Below are 17,153 nucleotides of genomic sequence, written 5' to 3'. Positions count from 1 at the left end.
GGGCGCGATCGTGTTGAACTACACTGTCCAGAGATTGATACAGGCAGTCATTGCAATCTTTGGCGTGCTCACGATCGTGTTTGTTGTCATGCATCTCTCGGGGGATCCGACCTTGCTTCTGGTCCCCCAGGATGCTTCGGCCGAAATGATAGCCGAGTTGCGCCGCCAGCTAGGGTTCGATCGTCCGATCTGGGTCCAGTATCTCGACTATCTCTATGGCCTGGCGCAACTGGACTTCGGCATGTCCGTTGTCCAGCGTGTTCCAGCATTCGACATCGTGGCGTCGCGCATCCCCTACACTGTCCAGCTAGCGGCGGGGGCACTCGTCGTGGCAATCGGTGTCGGAATCCCTGCCGGCATCATCATGGCCACGATGCGCGGCAGCGCCATCGAGCGGTTTCTTGCTGCAGTCGTGGTGACCGGTCAGAGCGTGCCGACATTCCTCTCCGCCATCCTGCTGATCTTTATCTTCGGCGTTACCTTGCGCTGGCTGCCAACCTCCGGAGCTGGTGAGTTTCGCGCGATGATCATGCCGTCCATTGCGCTCGGTGCACTGTCCATGTCGACCTTCGCCCGTATGACGCGCATCGCCATCATCGATGAACTCAGCAAGGACTACGTGCGGGCGGGTCTTGCACGGGGATTGTCTCTTGGCGAGACCGTTTTCCGCCATGTGCTGCGAAACGCGTCGATACCCGTCATCACCATCGCCGCGCTCGAAATCGGCAATCTTCTAGCCGGCGCCGTGATCATCGAGACTGTCTTTGCCTGGCCCGGCATTGGGCAGCTGGCCATCCAGTCAATTCAGGCGCGCGACTTCCTGGTGGTTCAGGTAATCGTGCTGCTTATTTCATTCGTTTACGTGCTGACCAGCGTGCTCGCCGACCTCGTGTACGTGGTTGTCGATCCGCGGATCCGCTTGGTCAGATAAGGATTACATCTTGATCGCAAGCGCCCGTGCCTTCACCCAGCGCCTCCGCCGCGTTCCGCTCTCGGTGATTGTCGTCTCAATCCTCCTGACAATCATCATTGTGCTTGCGGTCTTCGCACCGCTCGTCGCCCCCGCCGACCCGAACAACCAGACGCTGTTGGCGCGCCTGAAGGCGCCAGGTTTCACCTATCGGGGTGTGACTTACTGGCTTGGAACGGATGATCTTGGTCGCGACCTTCTGTCCCGTACCCTTTACGGCGCAGGCGTTTCCCTTGGGGTTGCCGTCCTTTCGGTCATCGTGTCGACGCTCGTTGGCGTCTCGCTCGGTATGCTTGCCGGCTGGTTCCGAGGCTGGACCGAGACGATCATCATGCGTCTCGTCGACATCATGATGTCAATACCGGCGATCCTGCTGGCCGTGTTGACGGTCGCGGTACTGGGGCCGGGTTTCCTTAAGCTCGTGCTGGTTCTCGGCCTGACGCGCTGGCCACGTTACACCCGCGTCGCCTATGCGCAGACGCTGCAGGTTTCGAACCTGCCTTTCATCAAGGCATCGGAGCTTGCCGGCGCAGGCGCGGTCCGCATCCTGTTCCATCATGTCCTACCCAATATTGCCGGCCCGATCCTCATTGTGGCAACAGCTGAGTTCGGCCTGATGATCCTGATGGAATCGGGACTTTCCTTCCTCGGTCTCGGCATTCAGCCGCCGGCCGCCAGCTGGGGCTCGATCATGAGCGTCGGCCGGCAGTATCTCGAACGCGCGTGGTGGATCGTTGCTGTCCCGGGTGTTTGCCTTTTCCTTCTCGTCTTCTCCGTCAATGTGCTCGGTGACTGGCTGCGTGACCAGCTCGACCCGCGCTCCCGTTCCCGCTGAGGTTTCGCCATGGATTTCCAAGATAAAACGATGGTCATCACCGGTGCTGCCGGTATCTTCGGCGGCTGGATCGCTGCTTATTTTGCCAAGCGCGGTGCCAAGCTTTGCCTCAGCGACGTTCGCAAGGACGCGCTCGATAAGCTGGCGGCTGATCTGGGTCTCGATCCTGCCACCACGCTGCTGCATGCGACCGAATTGACGAGCGACGCTTCGATGCTCGAGCTCGTCGATCTGGTGCGGCGCGAATGGACGGCGCCCGATATCCTAGTCAACAACGCGGGCATCTACACCCGCTTCAGCCTGCTTGATATGGAATTTTCGGACTGGGACCGCGTCTTTGGGGTAAACCTCCGTGCACCATTCGTGCTGACCCGCGAATTCGCCAAGCTGATGATTGCTGACGGCAAGAAGGGTTCAGTCATCAACATCTCCTCCGGTGCGGCCCGCAAGATGAACCAGCAGTCCGTGCCCTACTGCACGTCCAAGACGGCTATCGAGCGCCTGTCCAAAGGCTTCGCTATGGAGCTCGCTCACCACGGGATCCGCGTCAACGTAGTGGAGCCCGGCTTCGCACCGGGCAGCGAGGTCTCTGCCCTCGATGAGGCTTACGTGCAGAACATGCTGAACAACATCCCGCTAGGACGCGCGAGCGGACCGGAAGACGCGCCGGGCGCGATTGCCTATCTCTGCTCCGAACAGGCTGCCTTCATTACTGGAGCGGTCCTCAGCGTCGACGGCGGAAACTCCATCGGAAACTACAAGCGTCCTGCATCCGCCTCTCCGACAGTCGCAGGCTGAGGGAACGCTGGATGGAGAATGACCTGCGTCCATTGCTTTCGGTAGAGGACCTGACGATCGAGATCGCCGGCGCCAATGTGGTGGACGGCGTGTCATTCACCGTTGCGCCGGGAAAGGTGATGGCGCTGGTTGGTGAATCCGGCTGCGGGAAGTCGTTGACGTCGTACGCAATGCTCGGTTTGCTGCCGCCCGCGGCGCGCCGGTCTGGAGGTCGCATCCGTCTCGACGATCTTGATCTCACCACCCTGTCGCCACGTGACCTCCGCAAGGCCCGGGGTAAGGATATCTCGATCATCTTCCAGGAGCCGAGCGCCTCGCTTGACCCGCTGACGACAGTGGGCGCGCAGATCGCTGCTGCGTATCGGACCCATACAAAAGTGTCACGCACAGAGGCCTATGCGAAGGCCCGCCAGATGCTCGCGGACGTCGGCATTCCCGATCCCGACCGCCGCCTCCACCAGTATCCGTTCGAACTGTCGGGCGGCATGTGCCAGCGCATCATGATCTCGATCGCGCTGATCTGTAACCCCCGCGTTCTGGTCGCAGATGAGCCTACAACGGCCTTGGACGTGACGATCCAGGCGCAGATCCTTGACCTTATGAAGAAGCTCGTCGCTGAGCGCGGCACGTCGATCGTGATCATCACCCACGACATGGGCGTCGTTGCCGACATCGCCGACGACGTGGCGGTCATGTATGCAGGCCGCATTGCCGAGATCGCTCCTGTGCAGGCACTCTTCCACAAGCCTCAGCATCCGTATACGGCGCTCCTTCTCGCCAGCGTTCCCAAGCTGACCGATGCCCCAAAGGCAGATCTCGCGACGATTGAGGGGAGGGTGCCTACGCCGGATGAGTTTGGTGCCGGCTGCCGCTTCGCTGACCGTTGTCCCCTGGCGTCAGAAAAATGCCGGGCCGAACAACCGCCTCTTTTCGATTGCGGAGGTGGTCACCGCTCCGCCTGCTGGCACATTGATCGCATGCCTGAAATTAGCGAGGTAGCCGCCTGATGGAAGACCTTCGCAATGTTCTGGAACTGAAGGACGTTTCGGTACACTTCGGCGGCCGTTCGGGGCTGTTTGGCAATTCTGGGGCAGTCGTCAAGGCCGTGAATGGCGTCGATCTGGAGGTCCGAAAGGCTGAGACGGTCGCGCTTGTCGGTGAATCGGGCTGCGGAAAGTCCACCCTTTCCAACACGATCGTTGGACTTCAGGCGCCGAATTCGGGCAGCGTGAAGATCAGCGGCGAGGAGGTGGTTGGCGCTGATCGCCGAAAGCTCAACGATATCCGCCGCAAGGTGCAGATGATTTTCCAGGATCCGGCCCTGTCCCTGGATCCTCGGTCCACAATTGGTGCGACAATCGGTGAGCCGTTGCTGGTGCGTGGCATCGCGCGTGGAAAGGCCTTGGAAAAGCGCGTTGCAGATCTTTTGACGCAAGTTGGGCTCAGGCCCGAGCACGCGGATCGCTACCCGCACCAGTTCTCTGGGGGCCAGCGCCAGCGGGTTGTTATTGCACGTGCCCTTGCGCTTGAGCCGGATCTTCTGATCTGCGACGAACCTGTCTCGGCTCTTGACGTATCGGTGCGCGCACAGATCCTGAACCTGCTCGTCGCGCTGCAAAAGCGCATGGGCGTGTCTTATCTGTTCGTGTCGCACGACCTGAGCGTTGTGCGACACATCTGCGACCGCGTGGTGGTGATGTATCTTGGCCGTTTCGTCGAGATTGCCGACAGAGACAGCTTCTTCGCCAACCCGAAACATCCCTATACCCGGGCGCTCATGTCGGCAGTTCCCGAAGCGGATCCGATCGCTCAGCGGAGCAAGCAACGGTTTATCCTGCAGGGAGAACTTCCGAGTCCCGCCAACATTCCCTCCGGCTGCGCGTTCCACACGCGTTGCCCGCTGGCAACCGAGATTTGTTCGAAAGTCCGCCCGGAGCTTACGCGTAGGGATGATGGAGCGGTGGTCGCCTGCCATCACGCCTGAACGCGTAAAGGCGGTTGTCGATCCTGTTCCTCGGCATTCACGTAAGCTTAGCCCCAAAGTTGCTAGCGGCTTGGTGCCCCTGCCGAGGAGTTGAACCTGGATCTGCTACAAACAAGGTAGCTGCTCTGGCGTTGAGCTACGAGGGGCGTATGCGCATCATGCCAACTTCAGATTAACAAGGTCTTGCTAAAATATATCGGGCAGAATTTGGTTCTCACGAAGTCATGGCGAGTAAGACGGGTCCGAAAAGATTGAGGCGGCGTGGTCGCCCACGCCGCCTCATCAACTGATCCGGCAAATATGCCTTAGGCGGCGAGACGCTGCTGAAGCCGTACCTGCTGCTCCGTCTGGAACTGTGCTGCCACGTTGTTGAGCATCTGTGCCTGGGTTGCAAGTTGGCTTGCCGCGGCAGCGGTTTCTTCAACCATGGCAGCGTTCTGCTGCGTGCCGCGGTCGATGGTGCCGACGGCCATCTTGATTTCGCGCACGGCCGTTGCCTGTTCATGGGTCGACGAGACGATCGCGCTCACGTGACGGCTGATTTCCTGCACGTCACCGGCAATCTTCTGGAGAACATCGCCGGTCTTGGCGACGAGCGTCACGCCGTTCTTCACCTGTCCGCTCGACGCGCTGATGAGCGCCTTGATTTCCTTGGCCGCCAAGGCGGAACGTTGCGCAAGTTCACGGACTTCCTGTGCCACGACCGCAAAGCCCTTGCCGGCGTCCCCGGCGCGAGCGGCCTCGACGCCGGCGTTCAGCGCCAGGAGGTTCGTTTGGAAGGCGATCTCGTCGATCACGCTGATGATGTTGTTGATCTCGTCCGAGGATCTTTCAATGTCTTCCATCGCCGAGACGGCATCATGCACCACTTCGCCGGAGAGTTCGGCGCTCTGGCGGGTGTTGTCGACGATCCGGCCGGCTTCCTCGGCGCGGCTGGCGGACTGTTCGACGGCCGTGGTGATCTGCTCCAGGGCGGCGGCGGTTTCCTCAACCGAGGTCGCCTGCTGCTCCGTGCGCTCGGCAAGATCATTTGTTGCGGAGCTGATCTCTTCGCTGACGGCGGTGAGGGCCGCGGCATTCTGGCTGACTTCGCCCATGACGGACGCAAGCTGGTTGATCATGGCGTTGAAGTTGCCGCGCAGGCTTTCGTATTCGTCGCCGAACCGCTCGTTCAGCTGGCAGCGAAGGTCACCGCGCGAGAGGGCGCTAAGTGAGGTGGCAAGCGCTGCGAAGACGCGCTCCTGCTCCTGCCGCTTGGCCGCGTCCCGCTTCATGGTTTCTTCAGTACGTTTGCGATAGGCCACGAGTTCGGCAATATCCTGCCAGAACGACACCATCACCGGCTTGCCTTCAATCATCGCGAGCATCATCGTCACCAGGACCTGCAATGGCTTGCCATCCAGTGTCTGGTGAACCCATTCGAAGCGATGCGAACCGTCCCGCTCGACGGCCGCAAACACCTCGGCCGCAGCATCGGCAGAGCGCCGGCCATCTGGCTGGAATTCCGGCGAAAGCTTGCCCGGTTCAACACCGATGATCTTTTCCTTCGGCAGGCCAAGCATCTTTTCCATCGAGCGGTTGCAGTTGATGATCCGGCCGTTCTCGATGACGAAATAGGCATCCGGCGAACTTTCGAACAGGTACTCGCAGACCTGGCTGTGCATGGTCGGTTTTGGCTTGAAAAACATGTCGTGCATCCCCATTAGCTGGGGCTTTTTTAGTCAAGGATGCTTAACGGATCGTGACGGTGGCGCGAGCGGTAGTCATCGCCGGACTACAATGGATCAACTCGGCAGCTCCTATCAGAGGTCGATCTCCGCCCGTCCCTCGATAAAGAAGACGCCGCTTCCTTCACGCTCGACGCGGTCGCCGGAGAGACGGCAGGTCAGTTAGCCGCCACGTGGCGGAGCCTGGAAGGCCTTGAATTCTGATTTGCCTGTCTTGGCTGACCGATATGGATGCGAGCAAACAATGGGTCTATCTCGATGCGCGCAGACGTGAACCCCGAGACGAAGTGACGATCACCGGCATATCGTAGGCGCGCTATGCCTGCGGGCAGCGAAAAGGTGCGGGCACAAGATCGAGCACAGCGAGCACACCCGCCAGGGCGTGCTCAAGGCGCTTCTTTCGAGCGGCATCAGCAATGTAAGCATCTGGCGGTCACAGCCAAAAACTCCCGATCAACTCTCCGGTCGGGAGCCTCCGGATGATCGTTGGTGGACTAGACGGCCTGCTTCAGGCGCACGGCTTCCGGATCATAAACTCGACCAAAGCGGCTGTTGAGGAAGTCGGCTAATGCGATCTCTTCCTGGCGTACGAATCCCTTCTGCGGAAGCCTGCCTTCCGCGAGGAGATCAAGAACCGTCGTGATGCCGGCTGCCGTGGTGATCTGGATCGCGCTCATCTTCTTGCCGGCAACGACGCCTGCATAGACCTTGTTCGCATAGGTTTCCTGCAGGTAGCGACCATCCTTCCAGCCGCAGACGGTGACGAAGATGACGACGACGTCCTGCATGGTGGCCGGAAGCGCATTTTCGAAGAGGTCCTTCAGGACATCACGACGGTTCTTGAGGTTGAGGTCGTTGAGAAGCGCCTTGATAATCGCCTGATGACCCGGATAGCGGATCGTGCGGTAGTTCATGGTGCGCACGCGACCTTCGAGCGACTTTGCAAGCGTGCCGAGGCCACCAGACGTGTTGAAGGCCTCGTAGGTGACGCCATCAAGTGAGAATTCCTCGCGCTCTTCCATCGCCGGAACCGTCACGAGCTTGCCTTCAACCACAGCTTCGCAGGGCTCGATATATTCATTTATGAGCCCGTCGGTGCTCCAGGTCAGGTTGTAGTTCAGGGCATTTGACGGATATTGCGGTAACGCGCCAACGCGCATGCGCACGCTGTCGAGCGTGTCGAACCGGCCCGCCAGTTCATTGGCGACGATCGAGATGAAGCCCGGCGCGAGACCGCACTGGGGGATGAAGGCCACTTCGGCACCGGTGGCAAGTTCTTCCACCTTTTTTGTCGTCGCGACGTCTTCGGTGAGGTCGAGGTAGTGGACGTACGCTTCCAGCGCGGCTTCGGCAACCTTTCCGGTCAAGTTGAAGGGCGCGGCCGAGAGGACGGCGAACTTGCCCTTGATGATGTCGACGAGTGCGGCGCCGTCGGTGATATCAACTGCGGCGGTAGAGATCGCGGGATGACGGTCAATCTTGGCAAGCTGCTGCTCGTCCCGATCGGTGATGACGACCTTGTAGTCTCCCGTCTCCGCTAGCATCAGCGCGATCGCTCCACCGATCTTGCCGGCTCCGATAACCACAACGTCCTTCATGCAATTCCCCATTCTCAGCGCGAGCAACATTCCCCTTATAAGGGACCACGGGTTCGCTGTTTCATAGCTGCAGATTGAACAGAATGGAGTATAGATATCGGCATTATGACGAGCTCTTTTGACAGGATGCAGGATTTATGCAGCTAACGGACAAGGACCGCGAACTTCTGGCGTTGCTCGGCGAAAACGCGCGCCTACCGGTTGCTTCGCTGGCGAAAAAGCTATCGCTGTCGCGAACGACGGTACAGGCGCGGCTGGAGCGCCTCGAGAGGGCAGGGGTGATTACCGGCTATGGGGTGAGGCTGTCAGACGAGTACCGTTCAAGCCTCGTGCGTGCTCATATCCTCATCACCATCGCCCCGAAGGCGCTCGCGCAGGTGACCGCGTCGCTGGAGAAGGTTAAGGCCGTCACGGCGCTTCACTCGGTGAGCGGCACTTTTGACCTGATCGCCATCATTGCCGCTCCCTCCATCTCCGAGCTCGATTCGCTCATCGATGAGATTGGGGCAATTGCCGGCGTGGAGCGAACGCTGTCATCGATCATCCTTTCGACGCGGATCTCGCGATAGAGCGAGAACCTACCGAGATCGTCGCACGGGCTTGGAGTCGAAGCCTGACCTAGCGCTTCTTCGCGTAGTCGCTGATGTCACGCGACAGGATCTGCCCGTAGCCCTTCGAGCCGACGATCTTGCCGTCGTCCATGACGACAGTGCCGCGCGCGATCGTCATTACGGGCCAGCCGGTGACTTCGAACCCTTCCCAGGGTGTGTAGTCGGAGCCGTGATGCAGGATGTCCTGACGGATCGTTTCCTTCCTGAAAGGATCCCAAAGCGCAATATCCGCGTCGAAGCCAATGCCGATCGATCCCTTGCGTGGGTAAAGCCCGTACATCTTAGCGTGGTTGGTGGACGACAGCTCCACGAACTTCTGCGGCGTGATGCGTCCCTTCGAAACACCTTCCGAGAAGAGAATTGGTAAGCGGGTCTCAACACCCGGGATGCCGTTTGGCACCCAGCGGAAGGAAGTGCGGCCCTTTTCGTTGAGCTTGCCATCAGTGGCATGGTAGCGGAAGGGGCAATGGTCCGACGAGAAAGTCTGGAACACGCCCTGGGTGATGCCGTCCCAGATGGATGCCTGGCTCTCGGTGTCTCGCGGCGGTGGCGAACAGACGTATTTTGCGCCTTCCATGTTGAGGCCCTTCAGGTCCTCGGCCGTCAGCGTGATGTATTGTGGGCAGGTTTCGCCATAGACCTTCAAGCCGCGCTGTTGCGCCCACCGGATCTGCTCCATCGCTTCCCGGCCGGAGACATGCACGACCATCATCGGTACATCGATTAGCTCGGCGTGGCTGATGGCCCGGTGGGTCGCTTCACGCTCGATGGCCTCCGGACGGGACACAGCATGGTAATACGGTTCCGTCTTGCCCGCGCGCTCCAGCCGCTCGGTCATGAACTTGATGGTATCATATCCCTCGCAGTGCACCATCACCAGAGCGTGCTCGTCCCGGGCCACCTCCAACACCTCCAGCAACTGGCGGTCATTCAGCACCAGGTCGTCATAGGTCATGAAGACCTTGAAGGAGGTGTAGCCGTCCTTCACCAGGGCTGGCAACTCCTGGCCAAGCACCGCAGGCGTGGGATCCGAGATGATCAGATGGAAGGACGTGTCGATGTGGCACTCACCTTCTGCGAGGCGTCGATAGTCTTCAACGGACTGCCGCAGTGACGTTCCCCTTTGCTGCAGGGCAAAGGGCATGATGCAGGTGTTGCCGCCCGCTGCAGCGGATGCCGTCGCCGATGCAAAGTCGTCGGCTAGGATGATGCCCGGTCCCTGGGGCTGGGAGACATGGACATGGCTATCGATGCCGCCCGGCATGACGTAGAGGCCGGTCGCATCGATCTCCTGATCAGCCGCGCTGACCGCGTTCGCAATTGCCACGATCTGTCCGCCGGCTATGCCGATGTCTGCGCGATACATGTCGCTCGCCGTCACGATCGTGCCGCCGCGAATTGCCAGGTCGAGTTTCATGGAAGAGTCCTTACGTCATTCACTTGAATAGAGCGGCCTCAAGGCGCGAGACCAGCGCATCGGGCGGTATTGCGGATGTGGTTTTCCATCTCGTGGCGTGCGGCCGGCCCGTCGTTTGCCCTGAGCGCCGCAATGATCCGTCGGTGCTCGGCGATCGACTGGCCCATGCGTTCCGGGTCAGTAATCGGGATCGGCTGGCGCTGCGTTTCCGTCACCTGGTCCCTGACCGTCTGGTAGAGCGCTTTCAGCATCGAATTGGCGCAGGCGGAAACGATCGTCCCGTGAAAGAGAAGGTCAGCTTCGACATTCGAAATGAGGTCCTGACTCGCCCAAGCCTCTTCCATGGTTTTCGTCGCATTCTCCATGGCGTCCAATTGAACTTGAGTCAGCCGACCCGCAGAAAGGCGAGCAATTTCGCCTTCTAGCAGGATACGAGTCTGGAACACATCGAAAGCCGGGTAGCTGTCGGAGTACCGCCAAGGAGCCATATTGCCCGCGGCGCTTTTCGGACCGCCAAGCGCGACGAAGGTTCCGCGACCCGGTTCGGTCTTCACCAAGCCCAGAGTCTCGAGCGTCAGGAGAGCTTCACGTAGCGACGCTCGGCTGATACCGAACCTCTGGGCGAACTCTCGCTGCGACGGGATTTTGTCGCCCGCCTTGAGCTCGCCACTCTGGATCATCGTCTGTATCTCTCGTGCCACGGATTGGGGAACGAGCGTCTTGTTCAACATAGCATCCGCCTCAGCTGCCAATCGGGGCATTGCACCGTATTTTTCCTTCAGCCATCTTGCCAAGAAGAAAACATCGTGTTTCTCTGGTCCTACTGGTCTGACCAGTCCGACCAATCTAAGTCAAGTTGATCCAAAAAAACAAGGGGAACCGCATGACACTTGCATCTACTTTCACAAGAACGCTCGGAGCCGCAGTTTTCGGCCTCTTCGGCGCCACCGCCATCCAAGCTGCAGACCTCACCGTCGGCGCCAACATTGGCAACGTCCCGTGGGAGTTCCAGGACGCCAGCGGTAAGGTGACAGGATTTGAGGTTGACCTCGTCAACGAGATCGCCAGTCGCCTCGGTAAGTCGGTCGAGTTCGTCAACACGCCGTTCAATGGCCTGTTTTCGGCGGTCCAGTCAGGTCGTATCAACATGGCGATCTCGTCGATCACGATCACTGAGAAACGCCTGGAATCGGTTTCTTTCGCGCAGCCCTATTATGACAGCGACCAGTCGCTGACTGTCACGGCAGCCTCCGGCATTGGCGGGCTGAAGGACATGTCCGGCAAAGTCGTTGGTGTCGACACGGGCTCGACCGGCGACATGTGGGCCAAAGAACACACGGACGAGTACAAGTTGGGCGACATCCGTCGTTTTGAGGGCCTGCAGCCTGCAATGCTCGATCTCGTTGCGGGCCGTGTCGATGGCTACATTTCCGACATCCCGGCGCTCCTCTACTACGCCAAGGACAAGCCGGAGTTGAAGGTGGTCGAACGCATTCCGACCGGCGAGAAGTACTCGATCATGTTCAACAAGGGCGATCCGCTTGCTGAAGAGGTCGATACCGTCATCAAGACGCTCAAGGAAGAAGGCTTCATCGCCAAACTGCACGAGACGTGGTTCGGCGCCAAGGCGGAAGATACCACTTCGACCGTCAAGGTAATGGATATGCCGAAGGGCAAGTAAGGCCAGAACTGCAGCCGGCGGGATAACCCATCCCGTCGGCTCGTCAAGGGAGCCTTCGACGGCATGAATCTCATCAATACCTTCCTGAACGTCCAGGTGCTGGCAGACAGTCTTCCGCAACTGATGTGGGGGCTTGTCGTGACGCTGAAGATCGGCGTCACGAGCATTCTGTTCGGTCTTGTCGGCGGACTGGTCCTTGCAGTAGGCCGGCTTTACGCGCCGTTTTTCGTCCGCATCCTCATCCGTGGTTATGTCGACATTTGCCGCTCAGTCCCGCTGCTGGTGCTACTGATAGTCGTCTATTACGCTCTGCCGTTCGTAGGCATCCGCCTGTCTCCGTTCGTATCGGCGGTGACCGCACTGTCACTGGTATCGGCCGCCTATACATCGGAAATCTTTCGCGCTGGCATCGAGGCCATCCCAAACGGCCAGTTCGAAGCGTCCGCAGCGCTTGGCCTTTCCAACCGGCACACAATGGTTGACGTAATCCTGCCGCAGGCGATCCGGATCGTCATTCCACCGCTTACCAACAATTGCATCAATGTCATGAAGGATACCGCGCTCGCCTCGGTGGTTGCCATGCCGGACTTGCTGAAACAGGCAACCCAGGCGCAGGCCCTTTCGGCAAATCCGACGCCTCTAATCGGCGCGGCCTTGATCTACATCGCGCTGCTTTGGCCAATGACTGCTGTCGTTGCGCGCCTCGAAAAGCACTTGAGCAGGGGGACGCGCTAATGGAAAAGCAGGCTCGTCCGCTCATCTCTGTCCGGGGACTTACGAAAGCCTATGGCACCTTCAGGGTACTTCATGGCATCGATCTCGATATCGCGGAAGGCGAAGTCGTCTGCGTCATCGGCCCATCCGGATCCGGCAAATCGACGCTGATCCGCTGCATCAACCACCTGGAAGCATTTGCCGAGGATAGCAGAATTACGGTCGACGGCATCCGTGTTGAACCGGGGCCGGACCTCGCAAAGGTGCGGGCAGAGGTCGGCATGGTCTTCCAGTCCTTCAATCTGTTTCCGCACATGACGGTGCTGAAGAACGTGATGCTCGCCCCCATGCGGGTGCGCAAGATTCCCGCTCCGGAAGCTGAGCGCAGGGCGCGCCAACTGCTCGCCCGCGTCGGAATTTCCGAACAGGCGGAGAAATATCCCGGACAGCTTTCCGGTGGCCAGCAACAGCGCGTGGCAATCGCCCGGGCGCTGGCGATGGAGCCAAAGGTGCTGCTTTTCGACGAACCAACCTCGGCCCTCGATCCGGAAATGGTGGGCGAGGTGCTGGACGTGATGCGCACGCTCGCCGGCACCGGCGTCACGATGGTCATCGTCACCCATGAAATGGGCTTCGCCCGCCAGGTGGCGGATCGGGTGATCTTCATGGACGGCGGCCGTCTTGTTGAGGTCGGCGAGCCGAGCGAGATTTTCGATGCACCTCGGGAAGAACGGACGCGCGGCTTCCTGCGCGCAGTCCTCAACCACTGAACAACAAAAGACGGAGGACCAAGGATGAACACCAACTCACCCCTCGACATGGATTTCGTGCGCAGTCAGTTTCCCGGTCTGCAACAGGGATGGACGTTTTTCGACAACGCCGGCGGCTCGCAGATCCTGAAGGGCGCGCTTGAGCGGATCAACACCTTCCTGATTGAGAAGAATGTGCAGATCGGCGGCTCCTACGAGGTTTCGCAGGCTGCCGCCGACGCGCTCTACGAGGCTCGCACGGCCGCTATGCACCTTGTTAATGCCAACCGACCGGAAGAGATCGTGTTCGGGAATTCCACGACCGCACTGCTCCAGAATCTGGCTCGGGCGATGCAAGGCCAGCTTTCACCCGGCGATGAAATCATCGTTACGGTGGCGGACCATGAATCTAATATCGGTCCTTGGGACAGGCTGCAGGAGCGCGGCATTGTCCTCAAGGTCTGGCCGTTGAACAAGGAAAGCCTGACGCTGGATCTGGCGGATCTTGCCCCGCTGATGAGCGACCGCACCAAGCTCGTCTGTGTCACGCATTGCTCCAACCTGCTCGGATCGATCAACCCGATCCGCCAGATCGCCGACTTCGTCCATGAACGCGGTGTCAAGATTTGCGTTGATGCCGTGGCCTACGCCCCCCACCGTGCCGTGGATGTGCAGGCGCTCGACGTCGATTATTACGTCTTCAGCCTCTACAAGACCTACGGCCCGCATTACGCGCTGATGTTTGGCAAGTATGATTTGTTGCTCGAACTCGATCCGCTGTACCACTACTTCTACGGCAAGGATAAAGTGCCGGGAAAGCTGGAGCCGGGCAATCCGAACTACGAGCTTGCCTATGCCACCTGCGGCATCGTCGATTATCTCTTGGCACTCGGCGAGCAGGCGGGCGAGTCGGGAACGACCCGCCAGAAGGTCGAGGCGGCCTATGCCGCCATCACCGCGCAGGAGAACCAACTCACTGACAGGCTGCTCGGTTACCTGCGCTCCCGCAACGACTGCCATATTGTCGGCCAGTCGCTGAACCGCGAAGGAAGCCGGGTGCCCACCATCGCGTTCCGCTTCGATGGTCGGGATGCTGGCGAGATTTGCCGGGCGATGGATGAGGAAAAGATCGCCATCCGCTTTGGCGATTTCCATTCACGACGTTTGGCCGAATACCTGAACGTGACCGATCATGGCGGTATGGTCAGGGTCTCTATGGTGCATTACAACACCGTTGAAGAGGTCGACCGCATGACGCGCGCGCTGGACCGGATCCTGGCCACGGAGGCTGGTCTGGCAAAGGCAAGCTAAGTCTTTCTGCTTCCACCCGAAATAGAACACGCGAAGGCCGCTCTGGAAGGACTGTCAGAGCGGCTCTCATATGTTGCGTCTCAGGGCAGAGCGTTCGGCCGCGTGGCAATAGATGTAGCCACGCAGGGAGGCCTCATCTCCATCTCGGTCCATGACAATGGCCCCCGCCGTGGGTGAGACCTTCGATCTTTCTAACGTCTGCAGCCTTGGCCTGAAGCTCTCATGTCACCACCAAGCCTTGCCATGGCGCGTACGTCACGAGCGACCCCCAGCCGTTTTGGTGGCGGGCATGGGCAGGCAGGGTTGCAAAGGATTATCCTATTCCGACCAAGCCGATGGCGATCCCTTGATCGCCTGCCTCATTCGTTGGATCAGGTTTCGTTCCGCCGCGCGAGCGTGCTTCTCTACGATGTCTTGGGTTGCCTTCACGTCGTGCCGCGCAACCGCTTCCATGATTGCTCTGTGCTCCCGAATCATGGCGACGCGTCGCGCCGGGCTCACCGGATACCGACGGGCAAGTCCCCGAACGACTTCGCTGTGGCGTTGGCGGATTGCCAGCGCCTCCTGGTTGAAGTGGCGGTCATACATGATCCCATGGAAGGCATCATCCAGCCGATCCAACTCGATCTGGTCCGACGGTCGCGCTTCAATGCGTACCTGAACCTGCTCCATCGCCGCCAGGTCTTCCTCTGTCGCCTGTTCCACGAAGAGGCTGACGAGATAAGGCTCAATCAGGGCGCGAATATCGAAGATGTTGCGGACGAACGCCTCATCCAACGTCCTGACGCGTGCGCCTCGATTGCGGTGAATAATGACAAATCCTTCGCCGCTCAGCTGGTGCAGGGCCTCGCGGATGGGGTTTGTACTGACCTCATAGCGGCGGGCGAGATCATGGGTCTTCAACCATGATCCCTCGGGAAGGACACCGTTGATGATGTCCTCGCGTATCCGCTCATGCAGCGGCTGGAACGAAACCTCTGGTAGAGCCTGACGAGCGGCACCGGCAGGTTCGACATTCCCATTCAACATCAAGGTTCGCCTCTTCAGAACATTTCACTCATTTAGCCCAGCTGGAATCATACATCAACGCCCATTGACTTTGTACAATTTCTGAATTTTGATAGGTGAAAGAGAAGGGAAAGGTGGAGGAGAACTACCGATGTTCATGCTAAAATCACGCATCCTCGGGGCGCTGGCCCTTGGCGCTGCCACAGTGTTCGGCGCGGCTGCCGCGTCAGCGGCGGAAATCAAGTTCGCTTTCGAGATGTTCGAGGGTGACAACCCCGAGTACAACGCTGCGAAGGCGTTCAAGGACTACGTCGAGAACAAGAGCAATGGCGAACTGACAGTGCGCCTGTTTCCGGGCAACCAGATGGGCTCCGTAAGAGACACTACGGAAATGGTCCAGTCCGGAACGCTGGAAATGACGCTACCGTCGGACGGCGCCTTTGCGGGATTCTACAAGCCAATCCAGGCTTGGTCTCTGCCGTATCTGTTCCGTTCCGCGCCCGTTGCATGGGAGGTCATGAACGGCGAGTTTGGCGAATGGATGCTGAAGGACATCGAGGAGAAAACGGGTATCAAAGCGCTGGCTTTCTCGCAGAACGGCTTCCGGTCCTTCGTCAACAATGTTCGACCGATCAAGACTCCCGCAGACATGCAGGGCATGAAGATCCGGACCATGGAAAGCCCGGTCTACATGGAAATGGTGAAGGCGCTTGGTGCCAACCCGACGCCTATCGCCGGTTCCGAAGCCGTGATGGCGTTGCAGCAGGGCGTTGTTGATGGCCTCGAGAACCCTCCGCCGGTGCTTTATGCTGGCGGTGCGGCTGATGTCGCAAAGCATCTGACGTTAAACGAGCATGTTCTCGGCCTTCATATCATCGTGGCCAACAAGGCCTGGTTCGAAGGACTTAGCCCTGCGCATCAGGCGATAGTCCGGGAAGGCGCGCGCGTAATGGCAACAGTCGAAAACGTCGAGAAGACGAAGGGCGACTGGATCTATGCCAAGATGATCGCCGATGAGAAGGGCGTTCAGGTTCATACGTCCACGCCGGAAGAAAAGCAGGCATTCAAGGATGCCGTGTACCAGCCTGTGCGGAAATACATCGCCGAGCAGGTGGGCGAGGACCTGCTTTCCAAGGTGGAGACCTCAGTCGCTGAGGCTGAAAAGAAGCTCTACGGTCAGGCGAACTGACGACCGTCAGGGTGTGCCGCCATCATGACGGCACATCCTTTTTTCTTGTTGGATCCCTGAACATGAAGATCTCCGACATTTCCCGTGGCCTCGCCCGAGGTTGTGAAATCATCGCGGCGGCCATCCTGCTTGTGGTGTGTCTTATCAATTTCACGCAGGTCGGTGGACGGTACCTCTTGGGAACGTCGCTGAGTTGGGGCGAAGAGACCATGCGGTACATCATGATGTGGCTGATGATGCTGGGCAGTGTGACTGCGGTCTACCGCCTTGAGCATATGGCAGTCGAAGGTCTCCAGGACATCGTGTCGCCGAAGTTCCGGCACGCCGTTCGCGGCGCGCTCTACGCTGTTGGTGGCGTTCTGTTCGTCCTGCTCGCTTACTATGGCTGGTCGGCTGCAATGCGGAATGCCGCCCAGAATGCTGCGGCGTCAGGCATGCCCATGATCGTTCCTTATATGGCGATCCCGGTTGGCTCCGTGCTGATCCTTGTCCAGATCGTGCTGTGCTGGATCTCGGGATTCGGCATCGAAGAGGCCGAGTGACGCCGCGAATTTAATCCCC

16 protein-coding genes, 1 tRNA gene and 2 pseudogenes are annotated in these 17,153 nt (G+C 59.4%); 12 read left to right on the top strand and 7 right to left on the bottom strand.

Translation table 11 applies throughout. The annotated features are described in order from the left end of the window. The first annotated feature begins 10 nt into the window (after nucleotides 1–10). From CYG48_RS17320 to CYG48_RS17300, 5 genes are read left to right on the top strand one after another with little or no spacing between them, the layout of a single operon-like run. On the top strand, nucleotides 11–931 hold the full coding sequence (locus CYG48_RS17320; RefSeq protein WP_118851839.1) for an ABC transporter permease: 921 nt from the start codon (nucleotides 11–13) through the stop codon (nucleotides 929–931). Between the two features lie 10 nt (nucleotides 932–941). Further along, nucleotides 942–1,805 (top strand): ABC transporter permease, encoded by an 864-nt coding sequence (locus CYG48_RS17315; RefSeq protein WP_118851838.1) that lies wholly within the window; start codon nucleotides 942–944, stop codon nucleotides 1,803–1,805. A 9-nt stretch (nucleotides 1,806–1,814) separates the two neighbouring features. Further along, nucleotides 1,815–2,603: an SDR family NAD(P)-dependent oxidoreductase gene (locus tag CYG48_RS17310; RefSeq protein ID WP_118851837.1), complete on the top strand. Its 789-nt coding sequence runs from the start codon at nucleotides 1,815–1,817 to the stop codon at nucleotides 2,601–2,603. A gap of 11 nt (nucleotides 2,604–2,614) precedes the next feature. Then, a complete protein-coding gene (locus CYG48_RS17305) occupies nucleotides 2,615–3,610 on the top strand; it encodes an ABC transporter ATP-binding protein (protein WP_118851836.1) in 996 nt (331 codons plus the stop codon). After that, nucleotides 3,610–4,587, top strand: a complete 978-nt coding sequence (locus CYG48_RS17300; protein WP_118851835.1) for an ABC transporter ATP-binding protein — start codon at nucleotides 3,610–3,612, stop codon at nucleotides 4,585–4,587. Before CYG48_RS17305 ends, CYG48_RS17300 begins: the two co-directional genes overlap by 1 nt. A gap of 71 nt (nucleotides 4,588–4,658) precedes the next feature. Here the strand turns inward: CYG48_RS17300 and CYG48_RS17295 are convergent. From CYG48_RS17295 to CYG48_RS17285, 4 genes and pseudogenes are all read right to left on the bottom strand, one after another. Further along, nucleotides 4,659–4,734 (bottom strand) — tRNA-Thr (locus CYG48_RS17295). Nucleotides 4,735–4,892: 158 nt separating this feature from the next. Beyond that, nucleotides 4,893–5,882 (bottom strand): annotated as a pseudogene (locus CYG48_RS17290) (methyl-accepting chemotaxis protein); the annotation flags it as partial. Between the two features lie 6 nt (nucleotides 5,883–5,888). Next, nucleotides 5,889–6,251 (bottom strand): annotated as a pseudogene (locus CYG48_RS22920) (PAS domain-containing protein); the annotation flags it as partial. A 557-nt stretch (nucleotides 6,252–6,808) separates the two neighbouring features. Beyond that, nucleotides 6,809–7,912 (bottom strand): saccharopine dehydrogenase family protein, encoded by a 1,104-nt coding sequence (locus tag CYG48_RS17285; RefSeq protein WP_118851833.1) that lies wholly within the window; start codon nucleotides 7,910–7,912, stop codon nucleotides 6,809–6,811. Nucleotides 7,913–8,049: 137 nt separating this feature from the next. Here CYG48_RS17285 and CYG48_RS17280 point away from each other — a divergent pair, with 137 nt between their 5' ends. Next, entirely contained in the window at nucleotides 8,050–8,481 is a 432-nt protein-coding gene (locus CYG48_RS17280) for an Lrp/AsnC family transcriptional regulator (RefSeq protein WP_118851832.1), read from the top strand. A 49-nt stretch (nucleotides 8,482–8,530) separates the two neighbouring features. Here CYG48_RS17280 and hydA read toward each other — a convergent pair whose 3' ends face one another. Together hydA and CYG48_RS17270 are read right to left on the bottom strand one after the other, a co-directional pair. Further along, a complete protein-coding gene (gene hydA, locus CYG48_RS17275; protein ID WP_118851831.1) occupies nucleotides 8,531–9,940 on the bottom strand; it encodes a dihydropyrimidinase in 1,410 nt (469 codons plus the stop codon). Nucleotides 9,941–9,978: 38 nt separating this feature from the next. Further along, complete coding sequence (locus CYG48_RS17270; protein WP_118852819.1) at nucleotides 9,979–10,671, bottom strand: FadR/GntR family transcriptional regulator; 693 nt, start codon at nucleotides 10,669–10,671, stop codon at nucleotides 9,979–9,981. 152 nt (nucleotides 10,672–10,823) lie between these two features. Between CYG48_RS17270 and CYG48_RS17265 the strand changes: the two genes are divergently transcribed. From CYG48_RS17265 to CYG48_RS17250, 4 genes are all read left to right on the top strand, one after another. Beyond that, the gene (locus CYG48_RS17265) at nucleotides 10,824–11,621 is read left to right on the top strand and encodes an ABC transporter substrate-binding protein (protein ID WP_118851830.1); all 798 of its coding nucleotides are present in this window, start codon (nucleotides 10,824–10,826) and stop codon (nucleotides 11,619–11,621) included. Nucleotides 11,622–11,684: 63 nt separating this feature from the next. Further along, entirely contained in the window at nucleotides 11,685–12,356 is a 672-nt protein-coding gene (locus tag CYG48_RS17260) for an amino acid ABC transporter permease (protein WP_118851829.1), read from the top strand. After that, nucleotides 12,356–13,105: an amino acid ABC transporter ATP-binding protein gene (locus tag CYG48_RS17255; protein ID WP_118851828.1), complete on the top strand. Its 750-nt coding sequence runs from the start codon at nucleotides 12,356–12,358 to the stop codon at nucleotides 13,103–13,105. Before CYG48_RS17260 ends, CYG48_RS17255 begins: the two co-directional genes overlap by 1 nt. A gap of 24 nt (nucleotides 13,106–13,129) precedes the next feature. Continuing rightward, nucleotides 13,130–14,395, top strand: coding sequence for a cysteine desulfurase-like protein (locus tag CYG48_RS17250; protein WP_118851827.1), 1,266 nt, complete (start codon nucleotides 13,130–13,132; stop codon nucleotides 14,393–14,395). A gap of 318 nt (nucleotides 14,396–14,713) precedes the next feature. Here CYG48_RS17250 and CYG48_RS17245 read toward each other — a convergent pair whose 3' ends face one another. Further along, on the bottom strand, nucleotides 14,714–15,421 hold the full coding sequence (locus CYG48_RS17245) for a GntR family transcriptional regulator (RefSeq protein WP_245450577.1): 708 nt from the start codon (nucleotides 15,419–15,421) through the stop codon (nucleotides 14,714–14,716). Between the two features lie 133 nt (nucleotides 15,422–15,554). Here CYG48_RS17245 and CYG48_RS17240 point away from each other — a divergent pair, with 133 nt between their 5' ends. Further along, on the top strand, nucleotides 15,555–16,592 hold the full coding sequence (locus tag CYG48_RS17240) for a TRAP transporter substrate-binding protein (protein ID WP_245450576.1): 1,038 nt from the start codon (nucleotides 15,555–15,557) through the stop codon (nucleotides 16,590–16,592). A gap of 62 nt (nucleotides 16,593–16,654) precedes the next feature. Further along, nucleotides 16,655–17,134 carry a TRAP transporter small permease gene (locus CYG48_RS17235; protein WP_118851825.1) on the top strand — a complete coding sequence of 160 codons (480 nt, stop codon included), beginning with the start codon at nucleotides 16,655–16,657 and terminating at the stop codon, nucleotides 17,132–17,134. The last annotated feature ends 19 nt before the right edge of the window (nucleotides 17,135–17,153 follow it).

It is taken from the genome of Neorhizobium sp. SOG26 (assembly GCF_003491345.1).
Taxonomy (GTDB): domain Bacteria; phylum Pseudomonadota; class Alphaproteobacteria; order Rhizobiales; family Rhizobiaceae; genus Neorhizobium; species Neorhizobium turbinariae.
Note: the sequence above shows the minus strand (reverse complement) of the source record. Positions and strands in the feature narration are given on the sequence as shown.